This is a genomic window from Ruminococcus sp. 5_1_39BFAA (assembly GCF_964240875.1).
Lineage (GTDB): Bacteria > Bacillota > Clostridia > Lachnospirales > Lachnospiraceae > Blautia_A.
The window spans coordinates 1-26,656 of the sequence record NZ_CAXSVO010000039.1 but is presented as its reverse complement, the minus strand read 5'-3'; the positions used below and the strand labels follow the sequence as shown (position 1 = coordinate 26,656).

General features: G+C 45.7%; 27 protein-coding genes and 1 pseudogene. All 28 read left to right on the top strand.

The annotated features are described in order from the left end of the window. Positions 1-327: 327 nt before the first annotated feature. The 28 genes and pseudogenes from ACESZH_RS21855 to ACESZH_RS21720 all read left to right on the top strand — a co-directional run bounded on the left by ACESZH_RS21855 (position 328) and on the right by ACESZH_RS21720 (position 26,563). Positions 328-744, top strand: a pseudogene (locus ACESZH_RS21855) (YjdF family protein). Between the two features lie 173 nt (positions 745-917). Next, positions 918-3,755, top strand: coding sequence for a phage tail tape measure protein (locus ACESZH_RS21850; protein WP_373219112.1), 2,838 nt, complete (start codon positions 918-920; stop codon positions 3,753-3,755). 1 nt (position 3,756) lies between these two features. Further along, on the top strand, positions 3,757-4,119 hold the full coding sequence (locus ACESZH_RS21845) for a hypothetical protein (RefSeq protein ID WP_373219111.1): 363 nt from the start codon (positions 3,757-3,759) through the stop codon (positions 4,117-4,119). A 237-nt stretch (positions 4,120-4,356) separates the two neighbouring features. Further along, entirely contained in the window at positions 4,357-5,340 is a 984-nt protein-coding gene (locus ACESZH_RS21840) for an alpha/beta hydrolase (RefSeq protein WP_373219110.1), read from the top strand. Between the two features lie 55 nt (positions 5,341-5,395). Then, positions 5,396-5,770: a hypothetical protein gene (locus ACESZH_RS21835; protein ID WP_373219109.1), complete on the top strand. Its 375-nt coding sequence runs from the start codon at positions 5,396-5,398 to the stop codon at positions 5,768-5,770. Between the two features lie 70 nt (positions 5,771-5,840). Then, a complete protein-coding gene (locus tag ACESZH_RS21830; protein ID WP_373219108.1) occupies positions 5,841-7,835 on the top strand; it encodes a hypothetical protein in 1,995 nt (664 codons plus the stop codon). Further along, entirely contained in the window at positions 7,835-9,235 is a 1,401-nt protein-coding gene (locus ACESZH_RS21825; protein ID WP_373219107.1) for a hypothetical protein, read from the top strand. The genes ACESZH_RS21830 and ACESZH_RS21825 overlap by 1 nt, the downstream gene beginning before the upstream one ends. Before the next feature lie 92 nt (positions 9,236-9,327). After that, positions 9,328-9,771 carry a holin family protein gene (locus ACESZH_RS21820; protein ID WP_015524542.1) on the top strand — a complete coding sequence of 148 codons (444 nt, stop codon included), beginning with the start codon at positions 9,328-9,330 and terminating at the stop codon, positions 9,769-9,771. Between the two features lie 2 nt (positions 9,772-9,773). After that, the gene (locus ACESZH_RS21815) at positions 9,774-11,291 is read left to right on the top strand and encodes a glucosaminidase domain-containing protein (protein WP_373219106.1); all 1,518 of its coding nucleotides are present in this window, start codon (positions 9,774-9,776) and stop codon (positions 11,289-11,291) included. Between the two features lie 147 nt (positions 11,292-11,438). After that, positions 11,439-11,960 carry a hypothetical protein gene (locus ACESZH_RS21810; RefSeq protein ID WP_373219105.1) on the top strand — a complete coding sequence of 174 codons (522 nt, stop codon included), beginning with the start codon at positions 11,439-11,441 and terminating at the stop codon, positions 11,958-11,960. A gap of 20 nt (positions 11,961-11,980) precedes the next feature. Next, positions 11,981-12,226: a hypothetical protein gene (locus tag ACESZH_RS21805; protein ID WP_368210750.1), complete on the top strand. Its 246-nt coding sequence runs from the start codon at positions 11,981-11,983 to the stop codon at positions 12,224-12,226. Between the two features lie 148 nt (positions 12,227-12,374). Then, positions 12,375-12,584, top strand: coding sequence for an excisionase (locus tag ACESZH_RS21800; RefSeq protein WP_009266091.1), 210 nt, complete (start codon positions 12,375-12,377; stop codon positions 12,582-12,584). Between the two features lie 136 nt (positions 12,585-12,720). Further along, entirely contained in the window at positions 12,721-13,779 is a 1,059-nt protein-coding gene (locus ACESZH_RS21795; RefSeq protein WP_373219104.1) for an integrase DNA-binding domain-containing protein, read from the top strand. Between the two features lie 262 nt (positions 13,780-14,041). Continuing rightward, complete coding sequence (locus ACESZH_RS21790; protein ID WP_373219102.1) at positions 14,042-14,827, top strand: ParA family protein; 786 nt, start codon at positions 14,042-14,044, stop codon at positions 14,825-14,827. After that, entirely contained in the window at positions 14,817-15,725 is a 909-nt protein-coding gene (locus ACESZH_RS21785; RefSeq protein WP_373219101.1) for a ParB/RepB/Spo0J family partition protein, read from the top strand. The genes ACESZH_RS21790 and ACESZH_RS21785 overlap by 11 nt, the downstream gene beginning before the upstream one ends. Next, a complete protein-coding gene (locus ACESZH_RS21780; protein WP_373219100.1) occupies positions 15,718-16,104 on the top strand; it encodes a DUF6050 family protein in 387 nt (128 codons plus the stop codon). The genes ACESZH_RS21785 and ACESZH_RS21780 overlap by 8 nt, the downstream gene beginning before the upstream one ends. Before the next feature lie 214 nt (positions 16,105-16,318). After that, positions 16,319-16,717: a hypothetical protein gene (locus ACESZH_RS21775; protein WP_373219099.1), complete on the top strand. Its 399-nt coding sequence runs from the start codon at positions 16,319-16,321 to the stop codon at positions 16,715-16,717. Between the two features lie 14 nt (positions 16,718-16,731). Next, a complete protein-coding gene (locus ACESZH_RS21770) occupies positions 16,732-17,130 on the top strand; it encodes a single-stranded DNA-binding protein (protein WP_002587864.1) in 399 nt (132 codons plus the stop codon). Positions 17,131-17,142: 12 nt separating this feature from the next. Then, positions 17,143-17,535 (top strand): hypothetical protein, encoded by a 393-nt coding sequence (locus tag ACESZH_RS21765; RefSeq protein WP_119201463.1) that lies wholly within the window; start codon positions 17,143-17,145, stop codon positions 17,533-17,535. Further along, positions 17,525-18,448 (top strand): replication initiator protein A, encoded by a 924-nt coding sequence (locus ACESZH_RS21760; protein ID WP_373219098.1) that lies wholly within the window; start codon positions 17,525-17,527, stop codon positions 18,446-18,448. Before ACESZH_RS21765 ends, ACESZH_RS21760 begins: the two co-directional genes overlap by 11 nt. 13 nt (positions 18,449-18,461) lie before the next feature. Continuing rightward, a complete protein-coding gene (locus ACESZH_RS21755; RefSeq protein ID WP_373219097.1) occupies positions 18,462-19,274 on the top strand; it encodes a replication initiator protein A in 813 nt (270 codons plus the stop codon). Then, positions 19,271-20,068, top strand: a complete 798-nt coding sequence (locus ACESZH_RS21750) for an ATP-binding protein (protein ID WP_373219096.1) — start codon at positions 19,271-19,273, stop codon at positions 20,066-20,068. The genes ACESZH_RS21755 and ACESZH_RS21750 overlap by 4 nt, the downstream gene beginning before the upstream one ends. 82 nt (positions 20,069-20,150) lie before the next feature. Beyond that, a complete protein-coding gene (locus ACESZH_RS21745) occupies positions 20,151-20,642 on the top strand; it encodes a PcfB family protein (protein ID WP_373219095.1) in 492 nt (163 codons plus the stop codon). Positions 20,643-20,713: 71 nt separating this feature from the next. Further along, the gene (locus ACESZH_RS21740; protein WP_373219114.1) at positions 20,714-22,564 is read left to right on the top strand and encodes a VirD4-like conjugal transfer protein, CD1115 family; all 1,851 of its coding nucleotides are present in this window, start codon (positions 20,714-20,716) and stop codon (positions 22,562-22,564) included. Between the two features lie 74 nt (positions 22,565-22,638). Continuing rightward, a complete protein-coding gene (locus ACESZH_RS21735) occupies positions 22,639-22,854 on the top strand; it encodes a Maff2 family mobile element protein (RefSeq protein WP_002587871.1) in 216 nt (71 codons plus the stop codon). A gap of 11 nt (positions 22,855-22,865) precedes the next feature. Continuing rightward, positions 22,866-23,735, top strand: coding sequence for a VirB6/TrbL-like conjugal transfer protein, CD1112 family (locus tag ACESZH_RS21730; protein ID WP_173904914.1), 870 nt, complete (start codon positions 22,866-22,868; stop codon positions 23,733-23,735). A gap of 28 nt (positions 23,736-23,763) precedes the next feature. Further along, a complete protein-coding gene (locus tag ACESZH_RS21725) occupies positions 23,764-24,225 on the top strand; it encodes a PrgI family protein (protein ID WP_373219094.1) in 462 nt (153 codons plus the stop codon). Then, the gene (locus tag ACESZH_RS21720) at positions 24,110-26,563 is read left to right on the top strand and encodes a VirB4-like conjugal transfer ATPase, CD1110 family (protein WP_373219093.1); all 2,454 of its coding nucleotides are present in this window, start codon (positions 24,110-24,112) and stop codon (positions 26,561-26,563) included. The genes ACESZH_RS21725 and ACESZH_RS21720 overlap by 116 nt, the downstream gene beginning before the upstream one ends. The last annotated feature ends 93 nt before the right edge of the window (positions 26,564-26,656 follow it).

Sequence of the window (26,656 nt, the reverse complement as noted above, 5' to 3'; positions counted from 1 at the left end):
TTTCGTATGATAATCCAGACGAATGGTTTCATCAAGACAAAAGGTGCTGATTTTTATAAGGTGCTGATAATTCGACAGGTTCTGATCTGATGAAATATGGTGACAGGATGATTCAGAAAGGGTATAATGGTTTTATCAAAGCAAAATTTACTGAATTAAGTTAATCGTGCCATATGGCTTGATTATAAATACAAAGATAAAAACGCAATGTACATTAAAAATGTATTAGAGCTGGTAGGTAGCCCAGCCGTCCTATGTAAATAGGGTAAGTAACCTGCCCCTCCGGGTTGTCCATTCTTTGTTCATTTTATTTTAGGAGGGATTCTCATGGACAAAGTAAATGGAAAACTGACGGTATATTTTGAAGAACCATTTTGGGTAGGCGTATTTGAGCGTATTGAAGATGGTAAACTATCTGTGGCGAAGGCAACATTTGGTGCAGAACCAAAAGATTACGAAGTACAGGAATATATTCAAAAATACTATTTCAGTTTGAAATTCAGTCCGGCTGTTGAAACTATTGTAAAGGATATTAAAAGAAATCCGAAACGGATGCAGCGAGAAGCAAAAAAGCAGATGCTGGAAACCGGCATTGGTACAAAATCGCAGCAGGCATTGAAATTATAGCAGGAACAGAACAAACAGGAGCATAAAGAGAAAAGCCGCAAGAAAAAAGAGGCGAAAGAACAGCGAATGTTTGAGTTGAAACAGCAAAAGAAAAGAGAAAAGCATAAGGGACATTAAAGTCCCTTGGGCTTTTCCTCAAAGCGGGATTTGCAGAGGAAAGTTTAATTTTTGTTGAAAAAAAATGAAGACGATAATGAAAGCATTTGTCAGGATGGCAGGTGCTTTTTTTGTGCCCGGAGTGATCCGGGTATTTTTGTGCCTTTTTTTATGAGATTTTGGGGGTGAGCCGTATGGCAGGGAACAGAATTAAGGGGATCACTGTCGAGATTGGCGGCGATACCACGAAGTTGCAGACTGCCCTGAAAGGGGTTAATACGGAGATCAGGAATACGCAGAGCCAGCTGAAAGATGTGGAGAAGCTTCTGAAGCTGGATCCGGGGAATACGGAGCTGATCGCGCAGAAGCACAGGCTGCTGGCACAGGCGGTTTCTGAGACAAGGGAAAAGCTGGAGACTTTGAAGACTGCACAGCAGCAGGCAGATGAGGCACTGCGGAACGGGACGATTTCCCAGGATCAGTATGATGCCCTGCAGAGGGAAATCGTTGAGACGGAACAGAGACTGCGGAGTCTGGAAGAGCAGGCGAACCAGTCTGCGACTGCTTTACAGAAAATCGGGGCGACCGGTGAGAAGCTGCAGACAGTTGGAAACAAGATTTCTTCTGTGGGACAGAAGCTGCTTCCTGTGACGGGAGTGGTGACGGGGCTTGGAACGGCGGCAGTGAAAACTGCCGCTGATTTTGATTCTGCAATGAGCAGGGTGGCGGCTGTGTCCGGGGCAACGGGATCTGATTTTGATAAGCTCAGGGACAAGGCCAGGGAGATGGGTGCCAAAACGAAGTTCTCTGCGACTGAGGCAGCGGATGCCATGAATTACATGGCGATGGCCGGATGGAAGACGGAAGATATGCTGTCAGGTATTGAAGGCGTTATGTATCTGGCTGCGGCATCCGGGGAAGACCTTGCAACGACTTCTGATATTGTGACGGATGCACTGACGGCTTTTGGGCTGACTGCAGCGGATTCGGGACATTTTGCAGATGTGCTGGCGGCCGCTTCCAGCAATGCCAATACCAATGTGTCCATGATGGGTGAGACGTTTAAGTACTGTGCGCCGGTTGCAGGGGCTTTGGGATTTTCGGTTGAGGATACGGCAGAAGCTATCGGGCTGATGGGGAATGCGGGTATCAAGGCTTCCCAGGCTGGTACTTCCATGCGTTCCATTATGACCAACCTGACCGGGGATGTGAAGCTGTCGGGTGCGGCGATCGGGGATGTGACCATTGCTACCACGAATGCAGACGGATCCATGAGGAGCCTGTCTGCGATCCTGGCTGACTGCAGGGTGGCTTTTGGCGGAATGACTGAGGCAGAGAAGGCGAACAATGCGGAGGCACTGGTCGGAAAGAATGCCATGTCAGGTTTCCTGGCACTGATGAATGCGGCACCGGAGGATATTGCAAAGGTGTCCGGGGCGGTGAATAACTGCAAGGATGCCGCAAAGAACATGGCGGACACCATGCAGGATAATCTGGAAGGACAGCTGACTATTCTGAAGTCACAGCTTCAGGAGCTGGCGATCTCTTTTGGGGATCTGCTGATGCCTGCGGTACGGAGTATTGTTTCCGGACTGCAGGGGATGGTGGACGTGCTGAATGCCATGCCGGACGGGGTGAAACGTGTGATCATGATCGTTGCACTTCTGGCTGCGGCTCTGGGTCCTGTGTTGATCATCATAGGCAAGACCCTTTCGGCCATTGGAACGATTATGACATGGGCACCGAAGCTTGCCGGTGCGATCAGTACGGTGAAGGGTGCTTTTGCAGCACTGAGTGCCACGATGATGGCGAATCCTATTGCTATTGTGATAGCTGCCATTGCAGCTTTAGTGGCGGCGTTTATTTATCTCTGGAATACCAATGAGGAGTTCCGGCAGTTCTGGATCAGGCTGTGGAATGAGATTAAGGAAGTCGCTGTTCAGGTATGGACGGCGGTTTCCCAGTTTCTGGTTTCTGCATGGAACGGGATCCGGGATACAGCGGTGGCTGTATGGAATGGCATCCGTGATTTCTTTTCCGGTCTGTGGGCTGGGATTAAGACAGTGTTTACAACAGTTGTCACTGCAATTTCTAATTTCCTTGTGGGAGCGTGGAATGGGATCCGTGCTACGATTACGGCGGTGTGGAATGCGATTTCAGCATTTCTGGGTTCTGTCTGGAATGGGATTAAGTCTGTCATTACGAATGTGGTGAACGGGATCCGGACATTTTTGCAGAGTGCATGGAACGGTATACGCACAGTCATTACTACGGTGATGAATGCGATCCGGACGGTAATTTCTACGGTATGGAATGGAATCCGGACAATTATTTCTACCGTACTGAATGGAATCAGGGGTACTGTCAATTCCGTGTGGAATGGGATCAGGAATACGATTTCTTCTGTGGTAAACGGGATTAAGAATACGGTTTCCAGTGCTTTTAATGCCATGTGGTCCGGAATCCGGAGTACGATTTCCGGTATTTATAATACGATTCGGGACGGACTGGGAAATGCAGTGAATTATATTACGGGTCTTGCGTCTGCCGGATGGCGTTGGGGCGCAGATATCATCAATGGCATTGTGAATGGAATCCGGAGCTGTATTGGTGCAGTTGCCAATGCAGTAACGGATGTGGCAAATACGATCCGTTCCCATCTGCATTTCTCTGTGCCGGATGAAGGTCCTCTGACGGATTTCGAGAGCTGGATGCCGGACTTTATGAGCGGTCTGGCTGAGGGGATTGAGAAGAGCAGGGGGTTGGTGAAGGCAGCTGTGAACAGTGTGGCTGCGGATATGGTGGTTTCGCCGCAGATGGCTGTGGCAGACAGCGGTGTGATGACCGGTACGGGAACGCTCAGCAGTGCGGATCTGACAGCCGGTATTGTGGCGGCGCTGAAGGATGTGCTGGGTGATCAGAAAGGACAGCAGGGGGATCTGGTGATTCCGGTTTATCTGGGTAACCAGCTGTTGGATGAAGTGATCGTGACGGCACAGCAGAGAATGAGTCTGAGGAGCGGAGGTAGATAGGATGGCATTTTTTCAGTATCTTGTGTTTGACGGGGAGAACCTGCCGCTTCCGGATTCTTATGAGGTGGAACTGGAGGATGTGGAAGCGGATTCCGGCGGTGAGACAGAGGCAGGGACGACACAGAGGGATGTGGTGCGGCATGGCGTTGTGAGCATTCCGGTGTCGTTTTCTGTTACGGCGAAGTGGCTTAAGAAGCTGGCGGTGTATGCGAAGAAGGATAAGATCAGTGTGCAGTATTTTGATGTGGAGACAGCGGAACTGAAACTGGCGGAGATGTATGTGACGGGGTATAAGGCGAAGCTGAAAAAGGATACCAGTTATAAGGGGCTGTGGACGGTGAGCTTTACGTTGAAGGAGATGTAGCGAGATGGTATAATGGGAGAATCAAATCGAAAGTTGTCAAAGAAACTTGATGACAATCAAATGATAGTATTGCAGAAATGACAATCTGAAATTGAGGAGATAAATAAGTATGAATACAAAACAGAAACAAATTTTAGCATGGGTTCTCCTTAGTTGTGGAGTTATTATCGCCGGTGTAATACTTGGCGGTATTACCGGAAAACTTGTTTTAGACCACATCATATAAGGAGAAATGTCATGTTCAGTACAAACAAAAATCGTAAAATAGGTATGTTGATTTTTCTGTTTGTTGTATCCTTTATTGTGGGTATGCTCATCAACATTCAACGTCTTGGGTCTTTACCGATGAAGCTTATTCAAGTTGAATGGAATGATACAGTAGGATGTGTGTATGAAAATCTTGATTATGAAAATTCGAGCGACCACAAATATGATTTGTATGTGCCGAAAAATCTTGATACGCCAGAGTCAAAATGCCTGATTCTTTATATACACGGAGGAAGTTTTAATTCCGGGAGCAAAGAAGATGGCGATGCGTGGTGCAAATATTATACGTCAAAAGGATACGTAACAGCAACGGTTGATTATACATTGCAATCAAAGAAGGAAAAAAGTGAAGAAGAATTACTCAACGCCAGTCTTGAGTTAATGAATGAAGAAATTCTAAGTTGTGTTGCCGCAATCAAGGAGCAGGCATCGCAGCTTGGAATTGATTTAACACAAATGGCTACCTGTGGGGTGTCAGCAGGTGGAACACTTGCGATGAACTATGCATATAAAAATGCTGACATTTCTGCAATCCCAGTAAAGTTTGTCTTTCAACTCGCAGGTCCTGCTTCATTTGAGCCATCCGATTGGAGTTTGCTGAGATCGATAGACCATATAACCACAGATGCGGATTTTGCAACCATGATGACAGGGGTTAGAATTACAGATGAAATGATGGCATCAAAAGAGTATCTTCCGTATATTTACTCTGTTTCGCCTACATATTTGGTGGATGCAAACTCGGTGCCGACCTTAATGGGGTATGGACTAATCGACCATTGTGTGCCGACTCAACTTAAATACCCTTTAATAGATGCATTGAAAGAGAATGGTGTGCCATACGATTATGTTGAATTTCCAAAATCGAACCATGGAATGTATAATGATATTGATAAATTGCAGGAGTTTATCAATCTATCACTTGAATACTGTGATAAGTATTTTGATAAATAAGATAAAGACAAATCTCAGTTTGCAGGGAAGGTGGCTATCATGGAGATGAAGAAGAATGGATGAGAAGAAAGCTTACTGGTTTGAACAGCCATATATGCCGCGGATGAAAAATATTGCAGTGGCTCCTGTTATTCTGGAAGATGGAAGGCTGTCCTTCTGTGTTCCGGGGGATGGTGGTCCCCCGTGGTCAGGGATATGGAATCTGACGGGAAAGGTTGTTCTGGACAGGGATGATTATTTTGAGTTCCAGTGTGATGATGAAGTGATGCATATGCGGGGCGGAACATACAAGTTTTATGCATTGGATATTGATACATTCCGGCGGGAAACCTGCCAGTGGATATCACATGGGGAAGAAATTGCAGACTGCTGTAAGACAACAGAAGAACTGCATGAGTGGTATTTGAAACACTGGACTTATAACAGATAGGATGATTATTTTTACGAAGGCATCAGGCAGTTGGCTGGTGCTTTTTTCGTGGGGAAATGGAGGTGGCGGGATGTATCCTGTGTCGGATGCTTTTCTGAGGGCAGTCAGGAGTAATACAAGGAAATATTTCTGGACGGGTACGATCGTTACCAAGGGCGGAATGACGTATGAGTTCGGGGCGAAGGAGATTGTGAAGGGTTCTGGGTATATTTCCAGGCAGTGCTGCGGAAGCACTGAGATTGAACTGGGAACAGTGTATGCTGCGGAGATGGGGATCACTCTTCTGAGTGATATTGACAGGTACACGCTGGAGGATGCGCTGGTGACACTGGTGTTTCATCTGGTGCTGGCAGATGGTTCGGTGGAAGATGTGCCGATGGGTATTTTTGAGGTCAGTGAAGCGAACCGTCTGGCAAAGTGCCTGGAACTGAAGGCGTATGATTTTATGCTGCGGTTTGATAAGAGTTTCAACGGGTTTGAGACTGTGGGGACTGCTTATGATTTTATTGCTTTGTGCTGTAAGAGATGCAAAGTGGAGTTTGCGAATAAGAGGGCGGAGATTGATGCCATGCCGAATGGCGGGGTGACGCTTTCTGTTTATACTGAAAATGATATTGAGATCTGCCGGGACGTGCTGTTTTATGTGGCACAGGTTCTGGGAGGTTTCTTTATTATCAACCGGGAGGGGAAGCTGGAACTGAGGAAGTACGGGAAGGATCCTGTGATGAAGGTGGAGCAGAGGCACCGGTTTTCTTCCAGCTTTTCAGATTTTATCACCAGGTATACGGCGGTGAGTTCTACCAATAAGCAGACGCAGATTGCAGAGTATTATGCGCTGGATCCGGATAATGGGCTGACTATGAATCTGGGGGTGAATCCGCTTCTGCAGTTTGGGTTAAAGGAGACCAGGGAGATGCTGTGCAGGAATATCCTGGCAGATCTGTCTGTGATCCGGTATGTGCCGTTTGATTCGGATACTATTGGGAATCCTGCACTGGATCCGGGGGATGTGCTGACATTTGCAGGAGGACAGGCGGATGAGGGACAGATCACCTGTATCACTTCCATCAGACAGAAGATCGGGGGAAAGCAGACCCTGAAATGCGTGGGAAAGAATCCGAGGCTGGCTCAGGCAAAGTCAAGGAATGACAAGAATATTTCGGGGCTGCTGAACCAGATTGAAGACAATGCGAAGACGGGGAAGATCGGGATCCACACGTTTACCAATGCTTCCGCACATGAGATCGGGCAGACTAAGGTAAAGCTGATCAGTATTCAGTTTGCTTCTTCTGAGGAAAACCATATGCAGTTTTTTGCACAGGTTGTTGTGGATGTGGCTGCGGATCCAGTGGAGAGATCTGCAGAGGCTGCCGGGACTGTGGTGATTCCGTTTCCGGGCGGAAGCGGCGGAACTGGAAGTGGTACGGGTGGTTCTGATGGAACCGGGGAGACATCGGATGCAGGAAATTCTGAAAATGATGTGGCAGGGAATGAAGTTGGAAATACTTCCGGGAATGAGAATACAGGGAGTACGGATGATGTCTCTGGTGGATCAGATTCCGGATCCGGATCAGGGGGTGGTTCGGAGGTTTCTGTGGATGTGAGGCTGCCGGTGAAGTGGCAGGAGGACGGACAGGCGTTCTGTCATGTGGTCTTTGAATTTAATAATGAGGAGATTGTGGAGCATTGTCCGGTGGAGACCTGGCATTCCGGGAAACATATTTTGTCACTGTATTATCCCATTGAGAAGATCGTTGCCAATTATACGAATACGTTCAATGTGTATCTCTGGATGGAGAATGGCAGTGGGAAGGTTGATGTGGGAGACTGCATTGCTTCTGTCAGCGGACAGGCTATGGCTGCAGGGGAAGCCTGGGACGGAAAGCTTGAGGTGGAAGATTATACCACGAGATTTGCCATTGGCGGAGGCCTGAATGTGAATGGCTTCCGGGATTCGCTGTCCATGCAGATGAAGGAGACGGTGAACAGAGGCTTTGAGGTGTATTTTGCTGAGAGAGCGGGAATCAGCGGTTTCTGCAGGCCGGTAGAAATGGAGGGTGTGTGATGAAGTTAAAAGGTGAAATGGTCATTGAACTGACCGATACGAATACGGGTGCGGTGGAAACCGTGCAGGAGACGAACATGATCACGGAGGCAGTGAATAATATTCTGGGGCTGAATCCCATGGGGATTTATCTGAAAGCCAGCGGGGAGTATGACAATTCTGTTCTGTGGAACGGGACGCTGCTTCCCATCTGCCCGAACATGATCGGAGGGATCCTGCTGTTTCCGGCAGTGCTGGAAGAAAAGGCGGACCATATTTACGAGCAGGGGAAGAACCTGCCTGTGGCTTATGCTTCCAATAATGTTAATTCCGGTTCCAATGTGGCAAGGGGAAGCCTGAACCAGACGGAGAGCAAGAGGCTGGATAATGGATATAAGTTTGTGTGGGAATTTACTCCCAGCCAGGGGAATGGGAATATTGCAGCGGTGGCACTGACCAGTGCCCTGGGCGGGCAGAATGCTTTTGGCAGTGCGGCAGGGGATGCCAGCACATTCCTGCTTCTGAAAAAGGTGGATATCGGGGATATCCCGAAGGCGAAGCAGATGACACTGTTTGAGGCAGTGGAGCTGGATTTTGAAAAGAACCTGCTGTATTCCATCACCTTTGGGACTTCCAGTGTGACCATTACGAAGATCCGGATCCCGGTGTTTAACATCGGGCTGAATGAGAAGCTGGATGATACCACGTATACCGTACTGGAAGAGCAGACGCTGACAACGGAAAGCTTTACGTTCCTGGGGGATTATACAAAGTACGGGGAATTTATGGACGGGCATGACGGGTACTGGTATGGATTTTCCAATGAGCCGAATTCTTCCGGGGATGCGAAGATGGTGTGGATCCGGATCTCCAAAAAGGATTATTCCTTTACGGAGGGAAGCTGGACACTGTCCAAGGCGAAGCTTTCGGAAGTAGGCACAAGGGCAAAGGACAGTTCCTATCCGGAACGGAATGTAAAATGCTGTGTGAGGAAAGGGTATCTGTATGTGCCTTCTTACGATAAGAAGGGAGTTTATAAGATCAATACTGCAAATTCAGCGGATGTGACACTGATCCCGCTGGGCTTTACTTCCAAGCTGAAATCTCTTGGGGAGGACGGCTCCTGTGAGGTGTATATGACACTTCTTGGGGACATGATCGTGGCAGGGGATTTCCAGATTACGGCGGATGACCGGGTGATCAAGACACAGGGGAGCGCAAGGTTTGAAGCTATGGCAACGCCTTTGTTTCAGTATAAGAACTTTGTGTTTATGTGGGGCGGCAGTTACGGGAAGGAGCACAGGTGTGCTTACCTTCTGACGCCCTATCTGGCAAGTATCAATAATCTTTCGTCAGCGGTGGTGAAGAATACGGACAAGACCATGAAGATCACGTATACGCTGACGGAGGAAACAATGTAGGTCTTTCTGCCGTAAGGCATGAAGATAGAAAACTTATTTACGGCAGTTCTCAGAAATGGGGGCTGCTTTTTTCATGGGAGGAGGATTCTGGCATGAAGGAATTTTGGAACTTTATTCAGATGGTTTTTATGGCTGTAGGCGGATGGCTGGGCTGGTTTATGGGAGGTTGTGACGGGCTTCTGTATGCCCTGATTGCTTTTGTGGTGATCGATTACCTGACCGGGGTGATGTGTGCTTTTGCGGATCATACGCTTTCCAGTGAGGTGGGATTCCGGGGGATCTGCAGGAAGGTGCTGATCTTTCTGCTGGTGGGAATGGCGAATATTCTGGATGTGGCTGTGATCGGGAACGGATCTGTGCTGAGGACAGCAGTGATTTTTTTCTATATTTCCAATGAGGGTGTGAGCCTTTTGGAGAATGCAGGGCATCTGGGGCTGCCGATCCCGCAGAAGATGAAGGATGTGCTGGAACAGCTGCATGACAAAAGTGAGGGAGTCTCCGATGATGCATCAGAGGATGAGGAAGAAGGTGAATGATTATGGGATACAGTAATAGTTCTTTGGTGGCGTATACGTTGCTCAGTCCGAACCATTCCGGACTGAGAACGGAGCAGATTGACAGAATATCGCCGCACTGTGTAGTAGGTCAGTGTACAGCAGAAGGTCTGGGGGACTGGTTTCATAAATCTTCTACCAAGGCTTCTTCGAATTATGGAATTGATAAGAATGGCCGGATCGGATTGTATGTGGAAGAGAAGAATCGCTCCTGGTGTACGTCCAGTAATGCGAATGATCAGAGGGCAGTGACAATTGAATGTGCTTCTGACAAGGCGGAACCGTATGCTATGCATCAGGTGGTTTATGACCGTCTGGTTGATCTGTGTGAGGATATCTGCAGAAGAAATGGAAAGAAAAAACTGCTCTGGTTTGGTGATAAAAATAAGTCTCTGAATTATCAGCCGAAGGCGGATGAAATGCTCATTACCGTGCACCGGTGGTTTGCGAATAAGAGCTGTCCTGGAGACTGGCTTTATGCGAGACTGGGAGATCTGGCTGCGAAGGTTACTTCAAGACTTGGCAGCGGAAATGTGGAAGTGATTTCATCAGGGATGCAGGCCGGAGAATTTCAGGGGCTGACAGAAGAACAGGTGCTTGCAAAGGTTGGCCTCCTGTTTACCGCAGATCAGAAAAAATCAGGGATTCTTGCTTCGGTGTCTATGGCCCAGTTTATTCTGGAGAGCGGTTATGGAAAGAGTGAGCTTGCGTTGGGAGCCAATAACTGTTTTGGAATGAAGAAGTCACTTTCCGGTAATACCTGGAGTGGTTCGGTCTGGGATGGTGTGAGCATTTATAAAAAGAAGACACAGGAGCAGAAGGCAGATGGAAGCTATGTGACAGTCACAGCGGACTTCAGAAAATATCCGAATGTGGGTGATTCCATTGCGGATCACAGTGCTTATCTGCTCGGCGCTAAGAATGGAGAGAAGCTCCGATATGACGGGCTGAAAGGATGCTCAGATTATAAGAAAGCAGTGCAGATCATTAAGGACGGTGGTTATGCTACCAGTCTTACTTATGTGGAGAAGCTTTGCGGTATCATCGAAAGATGGAATCTGACTAAGTGGGATGTGAAGAATTCTGGTGCTTCGGATGCTGTGGTGAAGTATTACAGGGTAAGGAAGTCTTGGAAGGATGCTGGCTCTCAGCTTGGTGCTTATACTGTACTTGATAATGCTAAGGCAATGGCTGATAAACATGAAGGCTATACTGTGTATGACTGGAATGGCAAGGCAGTGTATGGGGCTGAGGTTACTGGTGGAAGTGGTTTGGCTGCAGAGTTTTCTAATGCGGACTGTCCATTCATGGTGAAGGTCAGTATTGATGACTTGAATATCAGAAAGGGAGCCGGAACGAATACTGCTAAAACTGGAAGATATACTGGGAAGGGTGTATTTACCATCATAGAAGTGAAGAGCGGAAAGGGTTCTGATAAAGGGTGGGGAAGGTTGAAGTCTGGAGCAGGATGGATTAGTCTGGATTATTGTCAGAAAATATAGAGAATGTTATTTTTACGATTATTTGCGGATTATTATATAGAAAGAATTTTAAAAACGGATATCCAAAAATGCTTGACAAATATGGGATATCCAATTATTATATAATTATTGGATATCCATAAAATAATAGAAGGTAGGTGATTTTATATGGCAGGGAGACCTCCAAAGGAAGATAGCAGGGATAAGCAGTATCGAGTACGCTTAAATGATGCGGAAGATGAGATGCTAAGTTTTTGCAGTGAAGAGACTGGTGAAGCCAAATCAGAAATATTTAGGAAAGCTCTTAAAGCGTATTACGAGAATACAAAGTATTTCAAAAATATTCTGAAGGATAGAGAGGGATATTCTAAAATTGATTATCCAGATGACATGGAATACGACGAATACGAGGATTATGGAATGGATCATATATCTTTGAAGAGAGCTATAGCATGTCCTTATTGTGGCGCCGAGAATAATATGGATTTTGAAGAAGACTGCGAGAGTTTTGATGAAGAAAGGCAAATGGGACCTCAAATAACGTATACTTTTGATTGGCCTGATTGTGAATGTGAAGAATGTGGAAAACGTTTTAGAGTGAGCGGTAGTATATGGGAATATCCCATGGGAGCATACAATTACGAGGATATTGACGTTGAAATATATGATGACGAGATTGAAGATGAATAATATGAAGGGACAGTGAGCTGATGGAGAAGAAATTGACAGCAGAATTAAAGGCGCTAAAGGAAGAATTTGATTTTATCCATAAAAAGATTGGAGATTTAGAATGGGAACGTGCAATTAGATTCTATGGAAAGAAAGCTGTTTTAGGCTCTGATATTGATAAGATAGATATGCAGATTGAAAACTATAGAGACAATATGGTTATACTTATCGAGAAGATAGAAAAAGCGGTGTCAGAGGCAAATAAAATAGAAGGAGAAATCAAATAGCGAAAACTTAGACAGATGGCCTGTAGATAGAGATATCTGCAGGTCTTATTTTTTTTGTCTTTTTTGCGTCATTCACCGGAATTATCTCGGCAAAAGGCGCTTAGGAAGATAGAAGGGAAGAACCTTACTATCTTATGGAGGTGTCGATATGACGGAAAAGAGAGAACTGCCCTGGTGGCAGAAATACACATTAACATTGAATGAAGCATCGGAGTACTTCGGTATCGGATATAAGAAATTAAAGCTCTTTGTACAGGAACATTCAGATGCTGACTTTGTTCTCTGGAACGGCAACAGAGCGCTGATTAAGCGTGAGCAGTTTGAGAAGTATATGGACAGTCAGATGAATGTGATTTAGTTCAAAAAATTTTTAAATTTCTTGTGGAAAAAGAGCTTTGTCTGTGGTACACTATCAATACATAGTCGGATACATACTATGCGCTATATGAATTAAGCAGCAAGGCTCTCCCGATTTTGAAAGGAGACGATGTTCAATGAGCGAAAAAAGACGCGATAGTAAAAATCGCATTCTTCGCACAGGAGAGAGCCAAGAAGCGGATGGACGATACAAGTTCCGATATATAGATGGCAATGGAAAGCGTAAGACGGTTTACAGCTGGAGATTGGTAGCTACGGATAGTATCCCAGCCGGAAAAAGAGATAATGCACCTTTACGAGAGCAGGAGAAAGTAATCAACAGGGATTTGAATGATATGATTACTCCTGATGGCGCAGGCTTGACAGTTCTTGACTTGGTAAAGAAATATATTGCAACCAAGACAGGTGTTAAGCATACAACCAGAGCTGGTTATGGTACCGTAATCAATTTGCTGGATAAGGATCCCTTTGGCGCAAGACGAATTGATAAAATCAGATTGTCGGATGCAAAGGAGTGGTTAATCAGATTGCAGCAGGTGGATAAGAAAAGCTATTCGGCGATTCATTCCATCAGAGGGGTGGTTAGACCGGCATTTCAGATGGCAGTGGATGATGATATATTAAGAAAGAATCCATTTGAATTTCAACTGGCAACTGTGGTGGTAAATGATGCGGTCACTCGTGAGGCCATTACAAGAAAACAGGAAAGAACTTTCCTTGATTTCATCAAAAATGATACGCACTATAGCAAGTATTATGACGGTATGTACATTCTGTTTAAGACAGGGATGCGTATTTCGGAATTTACAGGGCTGACGGTTAAGGATTTGGATATGGAGAACAGAACCATCAATATTGACCACCAGCTGCAGAAGACTGGAACGTTGGTCTATATTGATACGACAAAGACCTACGCCGGTACAAGAGTGATTCCGATGCAGGATGATGTATATGAATGCTTTCAGCGTATATTGAAAAATCGCAGACCACCAAGGGTAGAACCGATGATTGATGGTTATTCCGGTTTTCTTTGCTTTGATAAGGACGGTAAACCGATGGTGGCAATGCATTGGGAGAAATACTTCCAGCATGCGGTTGACAAATACAACAGCATCTATCGTGTACAGCTTCCTAAGATTACACCTCATGGTCGAGTTATAATAGGGACAAGTTAGAAAACTCCAGTAAATACAAGGGGTTGCACTAATTTAGTCCTTATTTTTAACATCCTGAAAAGGGAAAAATAAGGCAGCGCTGTCATTCCAGAATATGAATTAATGTAAGTCCAGAACACTGGATATGGATTTGCATACCACGAAAGCGGTGATAACTGAATATATTTATTTTTAGGACTGAATTAGCTCGCACGGACATTAGTTCCGGCTGTCTGGTTCAGTCCTCTTTTTTATTTGAGATCAAAGAAAGGTGATAAAGAATATGGCAAAGATTATATCCGTAGTCAACCAGAAAGGCGGAACTGGAAAATCCGCATGTGCGGCAAATCTTGGCGTAGGGTTGGCTCTTATGAATAAGAAGGTGTTAGTTGTAGATGCTGATCCTCAGTCAGATGTGTCTGCGGGATTTGGATTCCGTGACTGCGATAACAGTAATGAAACATTAACAACGCTGATGGAAATGGTGTTGAGTGATGAAGATATTCCGGAACACTGCTTTATCCAGCATATGGAGGAAGGTATTGATATTATCTGTTCCAATATTGGATTGGCAGGAACCGAGGTTCAGCTTGTAAATGCGATGAGCCGTGAATTTGTCCTGAAACAGATATTAAACAGGGTAAAAGATCGGTACGATACAATTTTGATAGATTGTATGCCATCTTTGGGTATGATCACCATCAATGCCCTGGCAGCGTCGGATGAAGTGTTGATTCCGGTAGAAGCATCCTATCTTCCAATCAAAGGACTGCAGCAGCTATTGAAGACAATCGGTAAAGTCAGAAGACAGATTAACCCGAAACTACAAATTGCCGGTATCCTTTTCAGTATGGTGGATGCTCATACAAATGATGCAAGAAACAATATGGAGCTGCTTCATAATGCATATGGAAATCAAATTCATGTGTTTGACAATTATATTCCATTTTCTGTCAGGATGAAAGAAGCGGTTAGAGAAGGGCAGAGTATTTTTAAGTACGAACCAAAAGGTAAAGTTGCGAAAGCTTATATGAGTTTTACGGAGGAGGTCCTTGAACATGGCAGGTAAAAAGAAGCCAACGCCAATCCCATTACAGTCATTAGATGCCCTGTTCGGAACAACAAGTGAGGAACAGGCAGGCATCCAACAGATTGCTCTGGATAATCTGCATCCTTTCTCAAATCATCCGTTTAAGGTTCTGGATGATGACAAAATGGCTGAGTTGTCTGAGAGTGTAAGGACGCATGGAGTTTTGGTGCCTGGTATTGTAAGAGTAAAGGATACCGGCGGTTATGAAATTATAGCGGGGCACCGCCGCAAGAGGGCGTGTGAGATTGCAGGCTTGAAAACTATGCCAGTTATTATTAAGGACCTGACAGATGATGAATCGACGGTGATTATGGTTGACTCAAACATTCAGCGTGAAGAACTGTTGATCAGTGAAAAGGCATTTGCCTATAAGATGAAATATGATGCATTGAAACGTCAGGGCAAACGAAGTGATTTAACTTCTTGCCAAGTTGGCAAGAAGTTGGCGGCAGAGGAAGTCAGTCAGAATACCGGAGATAGTACCCGACAGATTTTGAGATATATCCATCTGACAGAATTGATTCCGGAAATGTTATGTCTGGCGGATAACAAAAAGATTCCTTTCAATACTGCGGTAGAATTATCTTACTTGAAATTGGAAGAACAGAAACTATTACTCCAATATATGAATAATCATGCCATGGTACCTTCAATGAAGCAGGCACAGGAATTAAAACAGATGTCAAAGGAACAGACACTGACATATCTTGAGATTGATCAGATTTGTATGAAAGAGAAAACAGAAAAATTTCAAGTGAAGATTCCAGCAAAGAAACTGAAGCAGTATTTCCCAGAGACATATACAAAGAATCAGATGGAGGAGATAATCTTTATGTTACTTGAGTCGTGGGTAGAAAGAGAAGGTAAAAATGAATAGTGAAGATACAGTAAGAAGATTGCAGAAATATCAGAGAAACATTGAAAAAATTAGAAGGAGCAAAAAGATGACGATTGAGGATGTGATTAAAAAAGCACTGATACCGATGGTATCTATGCTGTTCTGGCTCTGGATGGTAAAAACGATTATGGGAGTGACCGGGAATGTAGATTTATTTATGTTCCTGTTCCTTGCAGGGCTTCCGTTTGGAATACATAAAATGTGTATCATTTTGATCCCCAGAGGCTATGATGTTGGGGGTACCGTTGGAATGATTGCATTGTGTGTTATGGTGGGTGGTCTATTAGGAAGTCTAATGATTCCATATTATATTGTGAGGGCAATCTATGTGACCATCCGGTATATAGTAAAAAGATAATGAATAGTAGATTTGAGGCAGGCTTGCGAAAAACCAAATTCGTAAGCCTGCCTTTTTTTGTGCGATAAAGCTGGAAAGCACAAAGCCAAACTTGTTTGGATTTGTATTTGACAGCTAACGGTCATTGAGCAGCAAAGCTGCGAAATGTGCAATAAAGCAGGCAATTCAGGGGCAATCCCCTTTTGCATAAAGAATAAGACGGAGGAGAACGAACATGAGAGAGCGAATCAAAAACAAACAGATTAGCAAAGAAATCAGAGGGCAGCTTCCGGTTATTACACCGGCTATGTTCCGGGAAAGGGGCTGTTCCTATTGCCCTTATTATGCAGGAAGTTATGAAAAATTTCCAAGGTGTATGATGGCAGATTGTGCCTGGGATGATGAAGAAGAACATTTCCATCCGGCTCTTCGCCAGATGCTTCCGGAATTTAAAAGGAAGATGGAAAAAGCAGAAGAGAAATATCTGGAACTGAAAACTGATTATGAACTGCTTATGAGCATGTTTGCGGCTGAAATGGAACAGGAGGAACTGGAAAAAGATGAATGTTACGACTGTTGTTATGCCAAGTGTGGTCCATGTATCGGGCTGTGCTATAAAACACTGAAAGGATAGGAGGATGTGAGGTAATGAATACAGCAATTATTTCCGGAAGACTGGTTCGTGATCCGGGCTATAACGAGACACAGAATGAAAAAGGTCTTCATAAGATCGCCAAGTTTGTACTGGCAGTCAGAAGAAATTACTCAGATGATGTCAGTTTTATTCCAGTGAAAGCCTTTGCAAAAAAAGCAGAGTTTGTCCGTGATTACCTGGTGCAGGGGACAAAGGTGATGGTGGAGGGAGAAATCGTAACCGGTAGTTACGATAATAAGGAGACTGGCAAAAAGGTATATACGACAGAGCTTTTTGCGGACCGTATCGAGTTTGCCGGTGCAAAAGTGCAGGAGAAAATGCCGGAGCCGATGGAAGGGGATGGTTTTCTGAACATCCCGGAATCTATGGAAGAAGAAATGCCGTTTCGATAGGAGGAAAAGCCAATGGTAATGTTAAATAAAGAGTACATGATCAACCACATGAGAAATGAAAATGGTTCCATCAATATCAAAAATGTAGTATTGGCGGCTGCCTGTGAAGCGACCGAGCTGTTCCAGTGCCTGATTGTAATGGACAGCAACTTTACAGATTGGAGCCGCTTTGTTGACCGTCTGGAGCAGAACGTGGAAAAACAGGACTATGAAAAAGTCCATGAACTCTGCCAGACAATGTATGCCATGAGACATCTATCAGAAGAACTGGAAGGGTTGTATCTGGTAAGGGATGATGCAGAGCTTTGTTCCTTGTATTATCAGATTTTTGTGGGAATGCTGGATTTGACTGTTTTCTCAACAGAGGCAATGGTTGATCTGAATGGAGGGAAGCATGGTGAGTAATCAGGATTATGTGCCGGTAGAATGCCTGCTGGTGCCGAAGGCACTGTTTAAGGAAGAGAGATATTGCTCTTTATCCACTACGGCAAAGGTATTATACAGCCTCATGCTTGACCGGCTGAAATATGCAGCACAGAACAGATGGGTTGACCAGAAAGGGAAACTCTATGTAATCTATCCCAAAAGTGAAATGATCAAGGATTTGAATAGTACCAGATACCGGGTAGATTACGCTGTTTCGGAACTGGAAAGTATGGGAAACATGGTTCGGGTTGTTAAAGACAATGGCAGACCGAACCGTTTCTATATAAATGATATTTCAAAATATGAGGAGGAAAACGCAATGATGACAATTAAGGATTTGATGGAAATGGTAACGTCGGAAGAGGCAGAGGAGATCATGGACAAAATGGTGGAGACTGCCAGGGAGATTGTAGATGATCTTATGAAAAAAGGCTATATCGAGATTATCAGGGAAGGCTGTCCGGAGGGAGGGCATCTGGAGGACGGTGTCCCGCCAACTGATCTGGGAGAGGACGAGTTTAATCCGGAAGATTTAAATCCGATGGAATTCAGATGCTACTGCGATGAGGACGGTAACCTGGATGATGAGGCAATTGAAGATGATGCCAGTGAATTTGGTATGGACCTGGCATTCGGTGTGATTGAATTATTGGAAAATGATCCGGATAGAATTGAGGCTATTCGCCAGTATTTCAACCGTGTCTACAAGATGGAATCCATGAAGAAATTTATGGCTGTCGTGGAGACAACGGCTGTGATCTGCGGAAATTCCCCGGAATGGATTGAAGATATGCACGCCTGCAACAAAGGTGCCAGACGTATCTACCTGAAGGAACTGGTGAGTGTTTTCAACATGTACCTGAATATGTTCAAAAACAAAGAACTGGAATAATGAGGATGAAAAAATGGATTATGAATACTTCCGGGTAGAAGAATCCGAGCAGTTTTCATTTTTCCGTATTCCCAAGGCACTGTTCACAGAAAAGGAATTTGAAGGGCTGTCCACGGATGCGAAGCTTCTGTATGGCATCCTGCTGGACAGGATCAACCTTTCAAAGAAAAATGGCTGGGTGGATGCTGATGGTTATGTGTATATTATCTACACGGTAGCTGAACTTCAGGAAGTGCTGCATATGTCACACACAACGGTTACAAAGCTTCTCCGGGAGCTTGACAGTGTACATGGCATTGGTCTGATCGAACGGTACCGGCAGGGCTGCAACCGTCCATCGGTGATATATGTGAAGAATTTCGTGAAACGCATCCGGGCAAAACCGGCAGTTTATTATCCTTCTGGAACGCAAGAAATTTGCTGTCCGGAACGCAAGAATCTGGCAGTCCGGAATGCAAAAAACTTGCAGTCCGGAACGCAAAAAAATGGAAGTCCGGAGTGCAAGAATTTTGCCACAAGTAATACTGATATAAATAAGACTGATAAGAATGATACTGACAGGAGTAAGAGCCGCTCTTCTGAAAAGGAAAGCGCCTGTCTGTATGGACGGTTTGGAAATGTCGGGCTTTCGGTAGAAGAATACCGGGAGCTGCGGAAACTGTATCCGTATGACTGCCAGAGGATGATTGACCAGCTTTCTGCTTATATGAAATCAACTGGGAAAATCTATCAGGATCATTTCGCAACGCTTCTTCTCTGGGCAGGAAGGGAAGAACTGAAAACCGGTTCTGGAAGATATGACTTCGAGGAAGGAGAGAGTCTATGACAGATAGCAGGAATGTGGCTGATTTTCTTGGGGAAGACGGATGCCTCCGGTGTGGTGTATGCGGAAAACGAAAACAGCTGAGGATCAATTTTATGGGAAGGGATCGTGTAGTGGGCTGCCTGTGTGACTGCGAGGTTCAGGCAAGAAAAGAAAAAGAAGAGCAGCTCCGCAGGGAGGAAGCCCAGAGGGAGCTTTACCAGAGAAAATCGGTGGGACTTAGAGACCGGAGGTTCTGGGAATGGCGGTTTGAAAATGATAATGGGTCGAATGATAAGATGCTCATTGCCAGGCAGTATGCAAAAAACTGGGAGAAGATGAAAAAAGAAAATGTAGGGCTTCTCCTGATGGGTCCGGTGGGGACTGGGAAGAGTTTTTTTGCCGGGTGTATTGCCAATGCCCTTCTGGAACAGGGGGAGCGGGTGATGATGACGAACTTCTCCCGTATCCTGAATGAAATGACAAACTATCAGGCAGATAAAAACCAGATCGTGCAGAATCTGGTGGATTACCCGCTTTTGATCATTGATGATCTGGGGATAGAACGCAATTCAGAGTTTGCCCTGGAGCAGATCTATAACGTGATTGACAGCAGGTACTGTAAAATGAAGCCTCTCATCATCACAACAAATCTCGGGTTGAATGATATGAAAGATGAATCGCTTGATGTAGCCCATAAGCGAATTTACAGCAGAATATTGGAGATGTGTGTGCCTGTCTATTGTGGCGGGGCAGATAAGCGAAGAGAAGAAGGAACGGAAAAGCTCGGTCGGATGCAGAGTCTGATCAGTGGCTGATCGGTTCCTTCTTTGATGAAAGGGGTGATACCGATGGTCTTAGGTTGGGACAGCACGTAATACGCTGAAAGGAGGAAAATTCATGCAGGAAGAAGTAACACAGAAAACGGTGACTTTTTGTGTGCGTACCACAAAAATGACGGCAGATGTGCTGAAAAAAGTGATTGCCGCATACCTGCGGCATCAGAAACAGAAAAGTGCTGAGAAGAAAGCACAGAAAAATCAGCCGAAACAGGGGAAAATCACGGTGAAGGAGCTGGCAAAGCAGAATGCCGGGATGACGAACATTGAGATCACACCCAAGAACATCAAGTCTTTTGAACGGTATGCCAGAAAATACGGGATCAATTATGCCCTGAAAAAGGATAAGACCAAAGATCCGCCGGTTTATCTGGTGTTCTTTAAGGGACGTGACCAGGATGCGATCACCGCTGCTTTCCGTGAATTTTCCCAGAAAGAGATCCAAAAGGCGAACCGTCCTTCCATCCACAAACGTCTGGCAGCATACAGGAGTATCGTTGCAGGGAAGACGAAGGGCAAAGCCAAGAATAAGCATCAGGAGGTATCCCGGTGAGAAAGATCAATGCCGGGGGATTGACCAACAAGCTGAAAGCAAAAGCCAGAGTTACGCTGTCCGCTTTGGATATGAAAAAGCTTATTCTGACCAATCTTCCGTACCTGTTCATCTTTTTGTTTGCAGACAGGGCATCCTGTTTGTACCGGGCAAGCCCCGGAGCAGATATGGGAAACAAACTATTATATGCCATGGAACACGCTGACCGGATTTTGACCGGGTTTCTGCCAAGTCTTTACTACATGGATGTTCTGGTGGGAGCCGGGATTGCTGCAGTTGTGAAGATACTGGTCTGGCAGAAACAGGCAGATGCAAAAAAGCTCCGCAAAGGCGTGGAGTATGGTTCCGCCAGGTGGGGAACAGCGGAAGACATTAAACCATTTATGGCAGATGATTTCTGGATGAACATTCCGCTGACTGCAACGGAATCCATTACCATGGAAAGCCGTCCGAAGAACCCCAAGTTTGCCAGAAATAAAAACATCTGCGTCATCGGCGGTTCCGGCAGTGGAAAAACAAGGTTTTTCGTAAAGGTCTCTATTATGATGATGAACTGTTCCATGGTCATCACAGACCCGAAGGGAACACTGATCGAAGAATGCGGGAAGATGCTAGCCAAAGGACCGCCCAAAAGAGACAAGCATGGAAATGTTGTGAAAGATAAATCCGGGAAGGTGGTGCATGAGCCTTATGTAATCAAGGTCTTAAATACCATTAACTTCTCCAAATCGCTCCACTACAATCCATTTGCCTACTTAAAATCCGAAAAGGATATCCTGAAACTGGTGACGGTTATTATTGCCAACACCAAGGGAGAAGGGGAAAAGGCAACCGAGGATTTCTGGGTCAAAGCAGAAAAACTGCTGTATACGGCACTGATTGCCCTGATCTGGTATGAAGGGGACGAGGACGAGAAGAACATGAATACCCTGATCGACCTTCTGAATGAAAGTGAGACCAGGGAGGATGACGAGAATTACAAAAATCCAGTGGATATGCTGTTTGAGGATCTGGAAAAAAGGAATCCGGAACACTTTGCGGTACGCCAGTATAAGAAATACAAGCTGGCGGCAGGTAAGACAGCAAAATCCATCCTGATCAGCTGTGGAGCCAGACTGGCTCCATTTGATATTGCCGAGCTTCGGGAGATCATGAGCTATGATGAGATGGAACTGGATAAGGTGGGAGACCGGAAGACGGCACTGTTTCTGATTATGTCAGATACAGATACCACCTTTAACTTTGTGATCGCCATGCTGCAGTCCCAGCTTTTCAACCTGCTTTGTGATAAGGCAGATGATAAATATGGCGGTAGGCTGCCGGTCCATGTGCGGGTCATCTGCGATGAGTTTGCCAACATCGGGCAGATTCCACAGTTTGATAAGTTGATTGCCACCATCCGAAGCAGGGAAATCTCTGCTTCTATTATTTTGCAGTCACAGAGCCAGCTGAAGGCAATGTATAAGGATAGTGCGGACACAATTCTGGGGAATTGTGACACGATGCTGTTCCTTGGAGGTAAGGAAAAGACCACGCTGAAAGAGATGAGTGAGCTTCTGGGGAAGGAGACGATTGACCTTTACAACACCTCGGAAACACGCAGCAACCAGAAGTCATTCGGGCTGAATTACCAGAAAACCGGAAAACAGCTGATGACGGAGGATGAGATCGCAGTCATGGACGGCGGGAAATGCATCCTGCAGATCCGTGGTGTCCGTCCGTTCTATTCGGACAAATACGATATAACCAAACACCCGAATTACCGGATCCTTGCAGATTACAGCGAGAAGAACCGGTTTCAGGTGGAAAAGGAACTGGATCCGAAGTACACACCGAAACCTGATGATGAGGTGGAAGTGATGGAAATGGATCTTTCAGGAGACGGGAATGAGCAGGAAAATAATGAGGAAAGGAATAACTAACAGGGTGCGCCGGTATTGTTACCGGCGTTTTTCATTCCCGGTTACACCCGGCAAAGTTAGTTTTGGTGATTTATATGGCATTTTTTACCAGTGCAATTACTACTCTTAAGACCCTGGTCGTAGCAATCGGGGCGGGTCTTGGCGTATGGGGTGTCATCAACCTTCTCGAAGGTTATGGCAATGACAACCCTGGCGCAAAGAGCCAGGGAATCAAACAGCTCATGGCAGGAGCAGGAATCATGCTGCTGGGAACTACCCTGATTCCCCAGCTGGCAACACTGTTCGGTTAATGGGGTAATGGATGAACACCATTATCGAACGAATCACGGAAGCCATCAAGGAGATCCTCATCGGGATGATCCAGAATGGTCTGGAAGGGATGTTTGTGGAGGTCAATGATAAGGTGGGAACGATTGCCAGTCAGGTCGGGCAGACCCCGCAGGGATGGAACGCAGGGGTTTTTAACCTCATCCAGAACCTGTCCCAGACGGTGATCGTGCCCATCGCCGGTCTGATCATCACGTTCGTGCTTTGTTATGAGCTGATCACGATGGTCACACAGAAGAATAACTTCCATGAGTTTGAGACTTACAACATTTTCCTCTGGATCTTTAAAGCGTATGTGGCGATTTACCTTGTGACGAACACGTTTAATATCACAATGGCGGTATTTGATGTGGGGCAGCACATTGTAAATGGTGCAGCCGGTGTGATCTCCGGAAGTACGGCGGTGGATGCTTCTGCCGCCATTGCTACCCTGACGGAATCTCTGGAAGAAATGGAGATCGGGGAACTGTTTTTACTGGCAATGGAAACACTTCTCATCAGCCTTACCATGAGCATTCTCTCCGTGATTATCACGGTGATCATGTATGGCAGGATGATTGAGATCTACCTTTATACTTCCGTGGCACCGATCCCGTTTGCCACCATGACCAATAAGGAATGGGGCAATATCGGGAACAACTATCTGAAAGGCTTGTTCGCCCTGGCATTTCAGGGATTCTTCATGCTGGTCTGTGTCGGCATTTATTCCGTACTGGTCAATGCGATGACCATATCCACGAACCTGCATGGGGCAATGTTTTCAGTGGCGGCATATACGGTCGTATTGGCATTTTCACTGTTTAAGACCGGAAGCCTCAGTAAATCGATATTCAATGCCCACTGATGGGCAGGAAAAGAAAGGAGTACTACTTATGGCGTATGTACCAGTACCCAAAGACCTTACAAAGGTCAAGACAAAAGTAGCATTGAACCTGACAAAGCGGCAGCTGATCTTTTTTTCACTTGCCGCAGTAGTGGGAGTCCCGTTATACCTGCTGGCAAAGAAACCCCTTGGTTCCAGTGTGTCAGCGATCCTTATGGTAACTGTCATGCTGCCATTTTTCTTTATGGCAATGTATGAAAAAGACGGTCTCCCTTTTGAAAAAGTGATGGGAAATATCATCCGCCAGAAATTCCTCAGTCCGGCGAAACGTCCATACAAGACGGAGAACTTCTATCAGGCGGTGGATTCCCTCGTAAAGAAGGAGGGCGTGCCGGATGGCAAAAAAGAAGAAACAGGCACAGCAGCAGTGCCTGGAAGCGGCGGCAAGAAAAAACCGTCAGGAAAGAAGAAAAAGAAACGACAAAAAGGAAAGGGAAAAGGAAAAGCTTAGGAAGAGACAGGAGAAGGAAAGGAAAAAGCAGAAGAACATTCCCCATACTGCCCAGCAGAGCATCCCGTACCAGCGGATGTTTTCGGATGGCATCTGCCAGTTATCGAAGAACTTTTTTTCCAAAACTGTACAGTTTTACGATATCAATTATCAGCTTGCCCTGAATGAGGATAAGACCACGATCTTTGAGAATTACTGTGATTTCCTGAATTACTTTGATTCTTCCATCAGTGTGCAGCTGTCTTTTATTAACCAGCAGGTGGATGTGGCAGAGTTTGAAAAGAGCATTGATATCCCGGACCAGAACGATGATTTTAATGAAATCCGGGAAGAATACCGGACAATGTTAAAGAACCAGCTTTCCAAAGGGAATAACGGTCTGGTGAAGACGAAGTATATCACGTTCGGGATTGAAGCGGAGAGCTTAAAGGTAGCAAGACCGAGGCTTGAGCGGATTGAGGCAGATATCCTCAACAACTTTAAAGTGCTTGGGGCACAGGCTCATCCATTGAACGGGGTGGAGCGTCTTGAGATCATGTACCATGTGTTCAACCAGGACCGGATCGAGCCGTTCCGGTTCAATTATAAGATGCTTCCACAGACGGGGCTTAAGACAAAGGATTTTATCGCACCGACATCCTTTAACTTTTCAAAAAATTCCTCATTTATGATGGGAAAGACACTGGGAAGTGTCAGCTACCTGCAGATCCTCGCACCGGAACTGACCGACCGTATGCTGGCGGATTTTCTGGATGTGGATGAGAGCATCAATGTGAATATCCATATCCAGTCCATTGACCAGACCTCTGCCATCAAGATGATCAAGAGTAAAATCTCTGACCTGGACAAGATGAAGATAGAGGAACAGAAGCGGGCAGTACGCTCCGGTTATGACATGGATGTGCTGCCGTCTGATCTTGTGACCTATGGGGAAGAGGCGAAGAACCTTCTGGAAGACCTCCAATCCAGGAATGAGAGGATGTTCCTTGTCACTGTCCTTGTGATGAATACAGCAAAGAAAAGGCAGAAACTGGACAACAACATTTTCCAGGTGCAGGGCATCGCACAGAAATATAACTGTTCCCTGCGTCCTTTGGATTACCAGCAGGAAGCGGGGCTGATGTCCTGTATCCCACTGGGAGTGAACAGAATCGAGATTCAGCGTGGGCTTACCACCTCGGCAACAGCGATCTTTGTGCCATTTACGACACAGGAACTGTTCCAGGAAGGGGAAGCCCTTTATTATGGTCTGAATGCGTTGTCCAACAACATGATCATGGTGGACCGGAAGCGGCTTAAGAACCCCAACGGGCTGATCTTAGGTACTCCGGGTTCCGGTAAATCCTTCTCTGCAAAAAGGGAGATAACCAACTGTTTCCTCATTACGGAAGATGACATTATCATCTGCGATCCGGAAGCAGAGTATTACCCGCTGGTGCAGGCACTGCATGGGCAGGTAGTCCGTATCTCCCCGGTATCGACCCAGTATATCAACCCGATGGACTTAAACCTTAACTATTCCGAGGAGGATAATCCGTTATCACTGAAATCGGATTTTATTTTGTCCCTTTGTGAGCTGATTGTGGGAGGAAAGAATGGTCTGGAACCGGTGGAAAAGACCATCATTGATCGGTGTGTACGGCTTGTATATCAGGAATACCTTTCCGACCCGGTGCCGGAGAAGATGCCGATCCTTCAGGATCTGTATGACCTGCTCCGGGGGCAGGATGAACCGGAGGCACAGCGTCTGGCAACTGCACTGGAAATTTACGTTACCGGTTCATTGAATGTGTTTAACCACCGGACAAACGTGGATATCAATAACCGGATCGTCTGTTTTGATATTAAGGAGCTGGGAAAACAGCTGAAAAAGATCGGGATGCTCATCGTCCAGGACCAGGTATGGAACAGGGTAACGGTCAACCGTTCCGCCCATAAATCGACACGGTACTTTGTTGATGAGTTCCATCTGCTTTTAAAGGAAGAGCAGACGGCAGCCTACAGTGTAGAGATCTGGAAGAGGTTCCGTAAATGGGGAGGTATCCCGACCGGTATCACCCAGAATATCAAAGATCTTCTGGCAAGCCGTGAGATTGAGAACATTTTTGAAAACTCGGATTTCATTTATATGCTCAACCAGGCATCCGGTGACCGGCAGATCCTGGCAAAGCAGCTGAATATTTCACCGACCCAGCTGTCCTATGTGACGAACAGCAATGAAGGTGAGGGGCTTTTGTTCTATGGAAATGTCATCATCCCGTTTGTGGACAGGTTCCCGAAGAACAGGCTGTATCAGTTATTAACGACCCGCCCGGAAGAAACGGGAAATCAGGCATAGGAGGTAACAGATGGCAGAATGTTGGACAGCGAATTGAGAGAGACGCAAACGGCAAATTATTTTTCCGCTTTTCAAATAATCGACCGCGCAGTC

Excerpts from the sequence above, each read along its gene's own strand:
- ACESZH_RS21770 (WP_002587864.1), top strand. The coding sequence starts at position 16,732 with ATGAATACAGCAATTATTTCCGGAAGACTGGTTCGTGATCCGGGCTAT.
- ACESZH_RS21780 (WP_373219100.1), top strand. The coding sequence starts at position 15,718 with ATGAATAGTGAAGATACAGTAAGAAGATTGCAGAAATATCAGAGAAAC.
- ACESZH_RS21745 (WP_373219095.1), top strand. The coding sequence starts at position 20,151 with ATGCAGGAAGAAGTAACACAGAAAACGGTGACTTTTTGTGTGCGTACC.
- ACESZH_RS21795 (WP_373219104.1), top strand. The coding sequence starts at position 12,721 with ATGAGCGAAAAAAGACGCGATAGTAAAAATCGCATTCTTCGCACAGGA.
- ACESZH_RS21805 (WP_368210750.1), top strand. The coding sequence starts at position 11,981 with ATGGAGAAGAAATTGACAGCAGAATTAAAGGCGCTAAAGGAAGAATTT.
- ACESZH_RS21815 (WP_373219106.1), top strand. The coding sequence starts at position 9,774 with ATGGGATACAGTAATAGTTCTTTGGTGGCGTATACGTTGCTCAGTCCG.
- ACESZH_RS21830 (WP_373219108.1), top strand. The coding sequence starts at position 5,841 with ATGTATCCTGTGTCGGATGCTTTTCTGAGGGCAGTCAGGAGTAATACA.
- ACESZH_RS21850 (WP_373219112.1), top strand. The coding sequence starts at position 918 with ATGGCAGGGAACAGAATTAAGGGGATCACTGTCGAGATTGGCGGCGAT.
- ACESZH_RS21835 (WP_373219109.1), top strand. The coding sequence starts at position 5,396 with ATGGATGAGAAGAAAGCTTACTGGTTTGAACAGCCATATATGCCGCGG.
- ACESZH_RS21820 (WP_015524542.1), top strand. The coding sequence starts at position 9,328 with ATGAAGGAATTTTGGAACTTTATTCAGATGGTTTTTATGGCTGTAGGC.
- ACESZH_RS21760 (WP_373219098.1), top strand. The coding sequence starts at position 17,525 with ATGGTGAGTAATCAGGATTATGTGCCGGTAGAATGCCTGCTGGTGCCG.
- ACESZH_RS21730 (WP_173904914.1), top strand. The coding sequence starts at position 22,866 with ATGAACACCATTATCGAACGAATCACGGAAGCCATCAAGGAGATCCTC.
- ACESZH_RS21720 (WP_373219093.1), top strand. The coding sequence starts at position 24,110 with ATGGCAAAAAAGAAGAAACAGGCACAGCAGCAGTGCCTGGAAGCGGCG.
- ACESZH_RS21775 (WP_373219099.1), top strand. The coding sequence starts at position 16,319 with ATGAGAGAGCGAATCAAAAACAAACAGATTAGCAAAGAAATCAGAGGG.
- ACESZH_RS21800 (WP_009266091.1), top strand. The coding sequence starts at position 12,375 with ATGACGGAAAAGAGAGAACTGCCCTGGTGGCAGAAATACACATTAACA.
- ACESZH_RS21765 (WP_119201463.1), top strand. The coding sequence starts at position 17,143 with ATGGTAATGTTAAATAAAGAGTACATGATCAACCACATGAGAAATGAA.
- ACESZH_RS21755 (WP_373219097.1), top strand. The coding sequence starts at position 18,462 with ATGGATTATGAATACTTCCGGGTAGAAGAATCCGAGCAGTTTTCATTT.
- ACESZH_RS21735 (WP_002587871.1), top strand. The coding sequence starts at position 22,639 with ATGGCATTTTTTACCAGTGCAATTACTACTCTTAAGACCCTGGTCGTA.
- ACESZH_RS21845 (WP_373219111.1), top strand. The coding sequence starts at position 3,757 with ATGGCATTTTTTCAGTATCTTGTGTTTGACGGGGAGAACCTGCCGCTT.
- ACESZH_RS21790 (WP_373219102.1), top strand. The coding sequence starts at position 14,042 with ATGGCAAAGATTATATCCGTAGTCAACCAGAAAGGCGGAACTGGAAAA.
- ACESZH_RS21840 (WP_373219110.1), top strand. The coding sequence starts at position 4,357 with ATGTTCAGTACAAACAAAAATCGTAAAATAGGTATGTTGATTTTTCTG.
- ACESZH_RS21725 (WP_373219094.1), top strand. The coding sequence starts at position 23,764 with ATGGCGTATGTACCAGTACCCAAAGACCTTACAAAGGTCAAGACAAAA.
- ACESZH_RS21740 (WP_373219114.1), top strand. The coding sequence starts at position 20,714 with ATGAAAAAGCTTATTCTGACCAATCTTCCGTACCTGTTCATCTTTTTG.
- ACESZH_RS21750 (WP_373219096.1), top strand. The coding sequence starts at position 19,271 with ATGACAGATAGCAGGAATGTGGCTGATTTTCTTGGGGAAGACGGATGC.
- ACESZH_RS21785 (WP_373219101.1), top strand. The coding sequence starts at position 14,817 with ATGGCAGGTAAAAAGAAGCCAACGCCAATCCCATTACAGTCATTAGAT.
- ACESZH_RS21810 (WP_373219105.1), top strand. The coding sequence starts at position 11,439 with ATGGCAGGGAGACCTCCAAAGGAAGATAGCAGGGATAAGCAGTATCGA.
- ACESZH_RS21825 (WP_373219107.1), top strand. The coding sequence starts at position 7,835 with ATGAAGTTAAAAGGTGAAATGGTCATTGAACTGACCGATACGAATACG.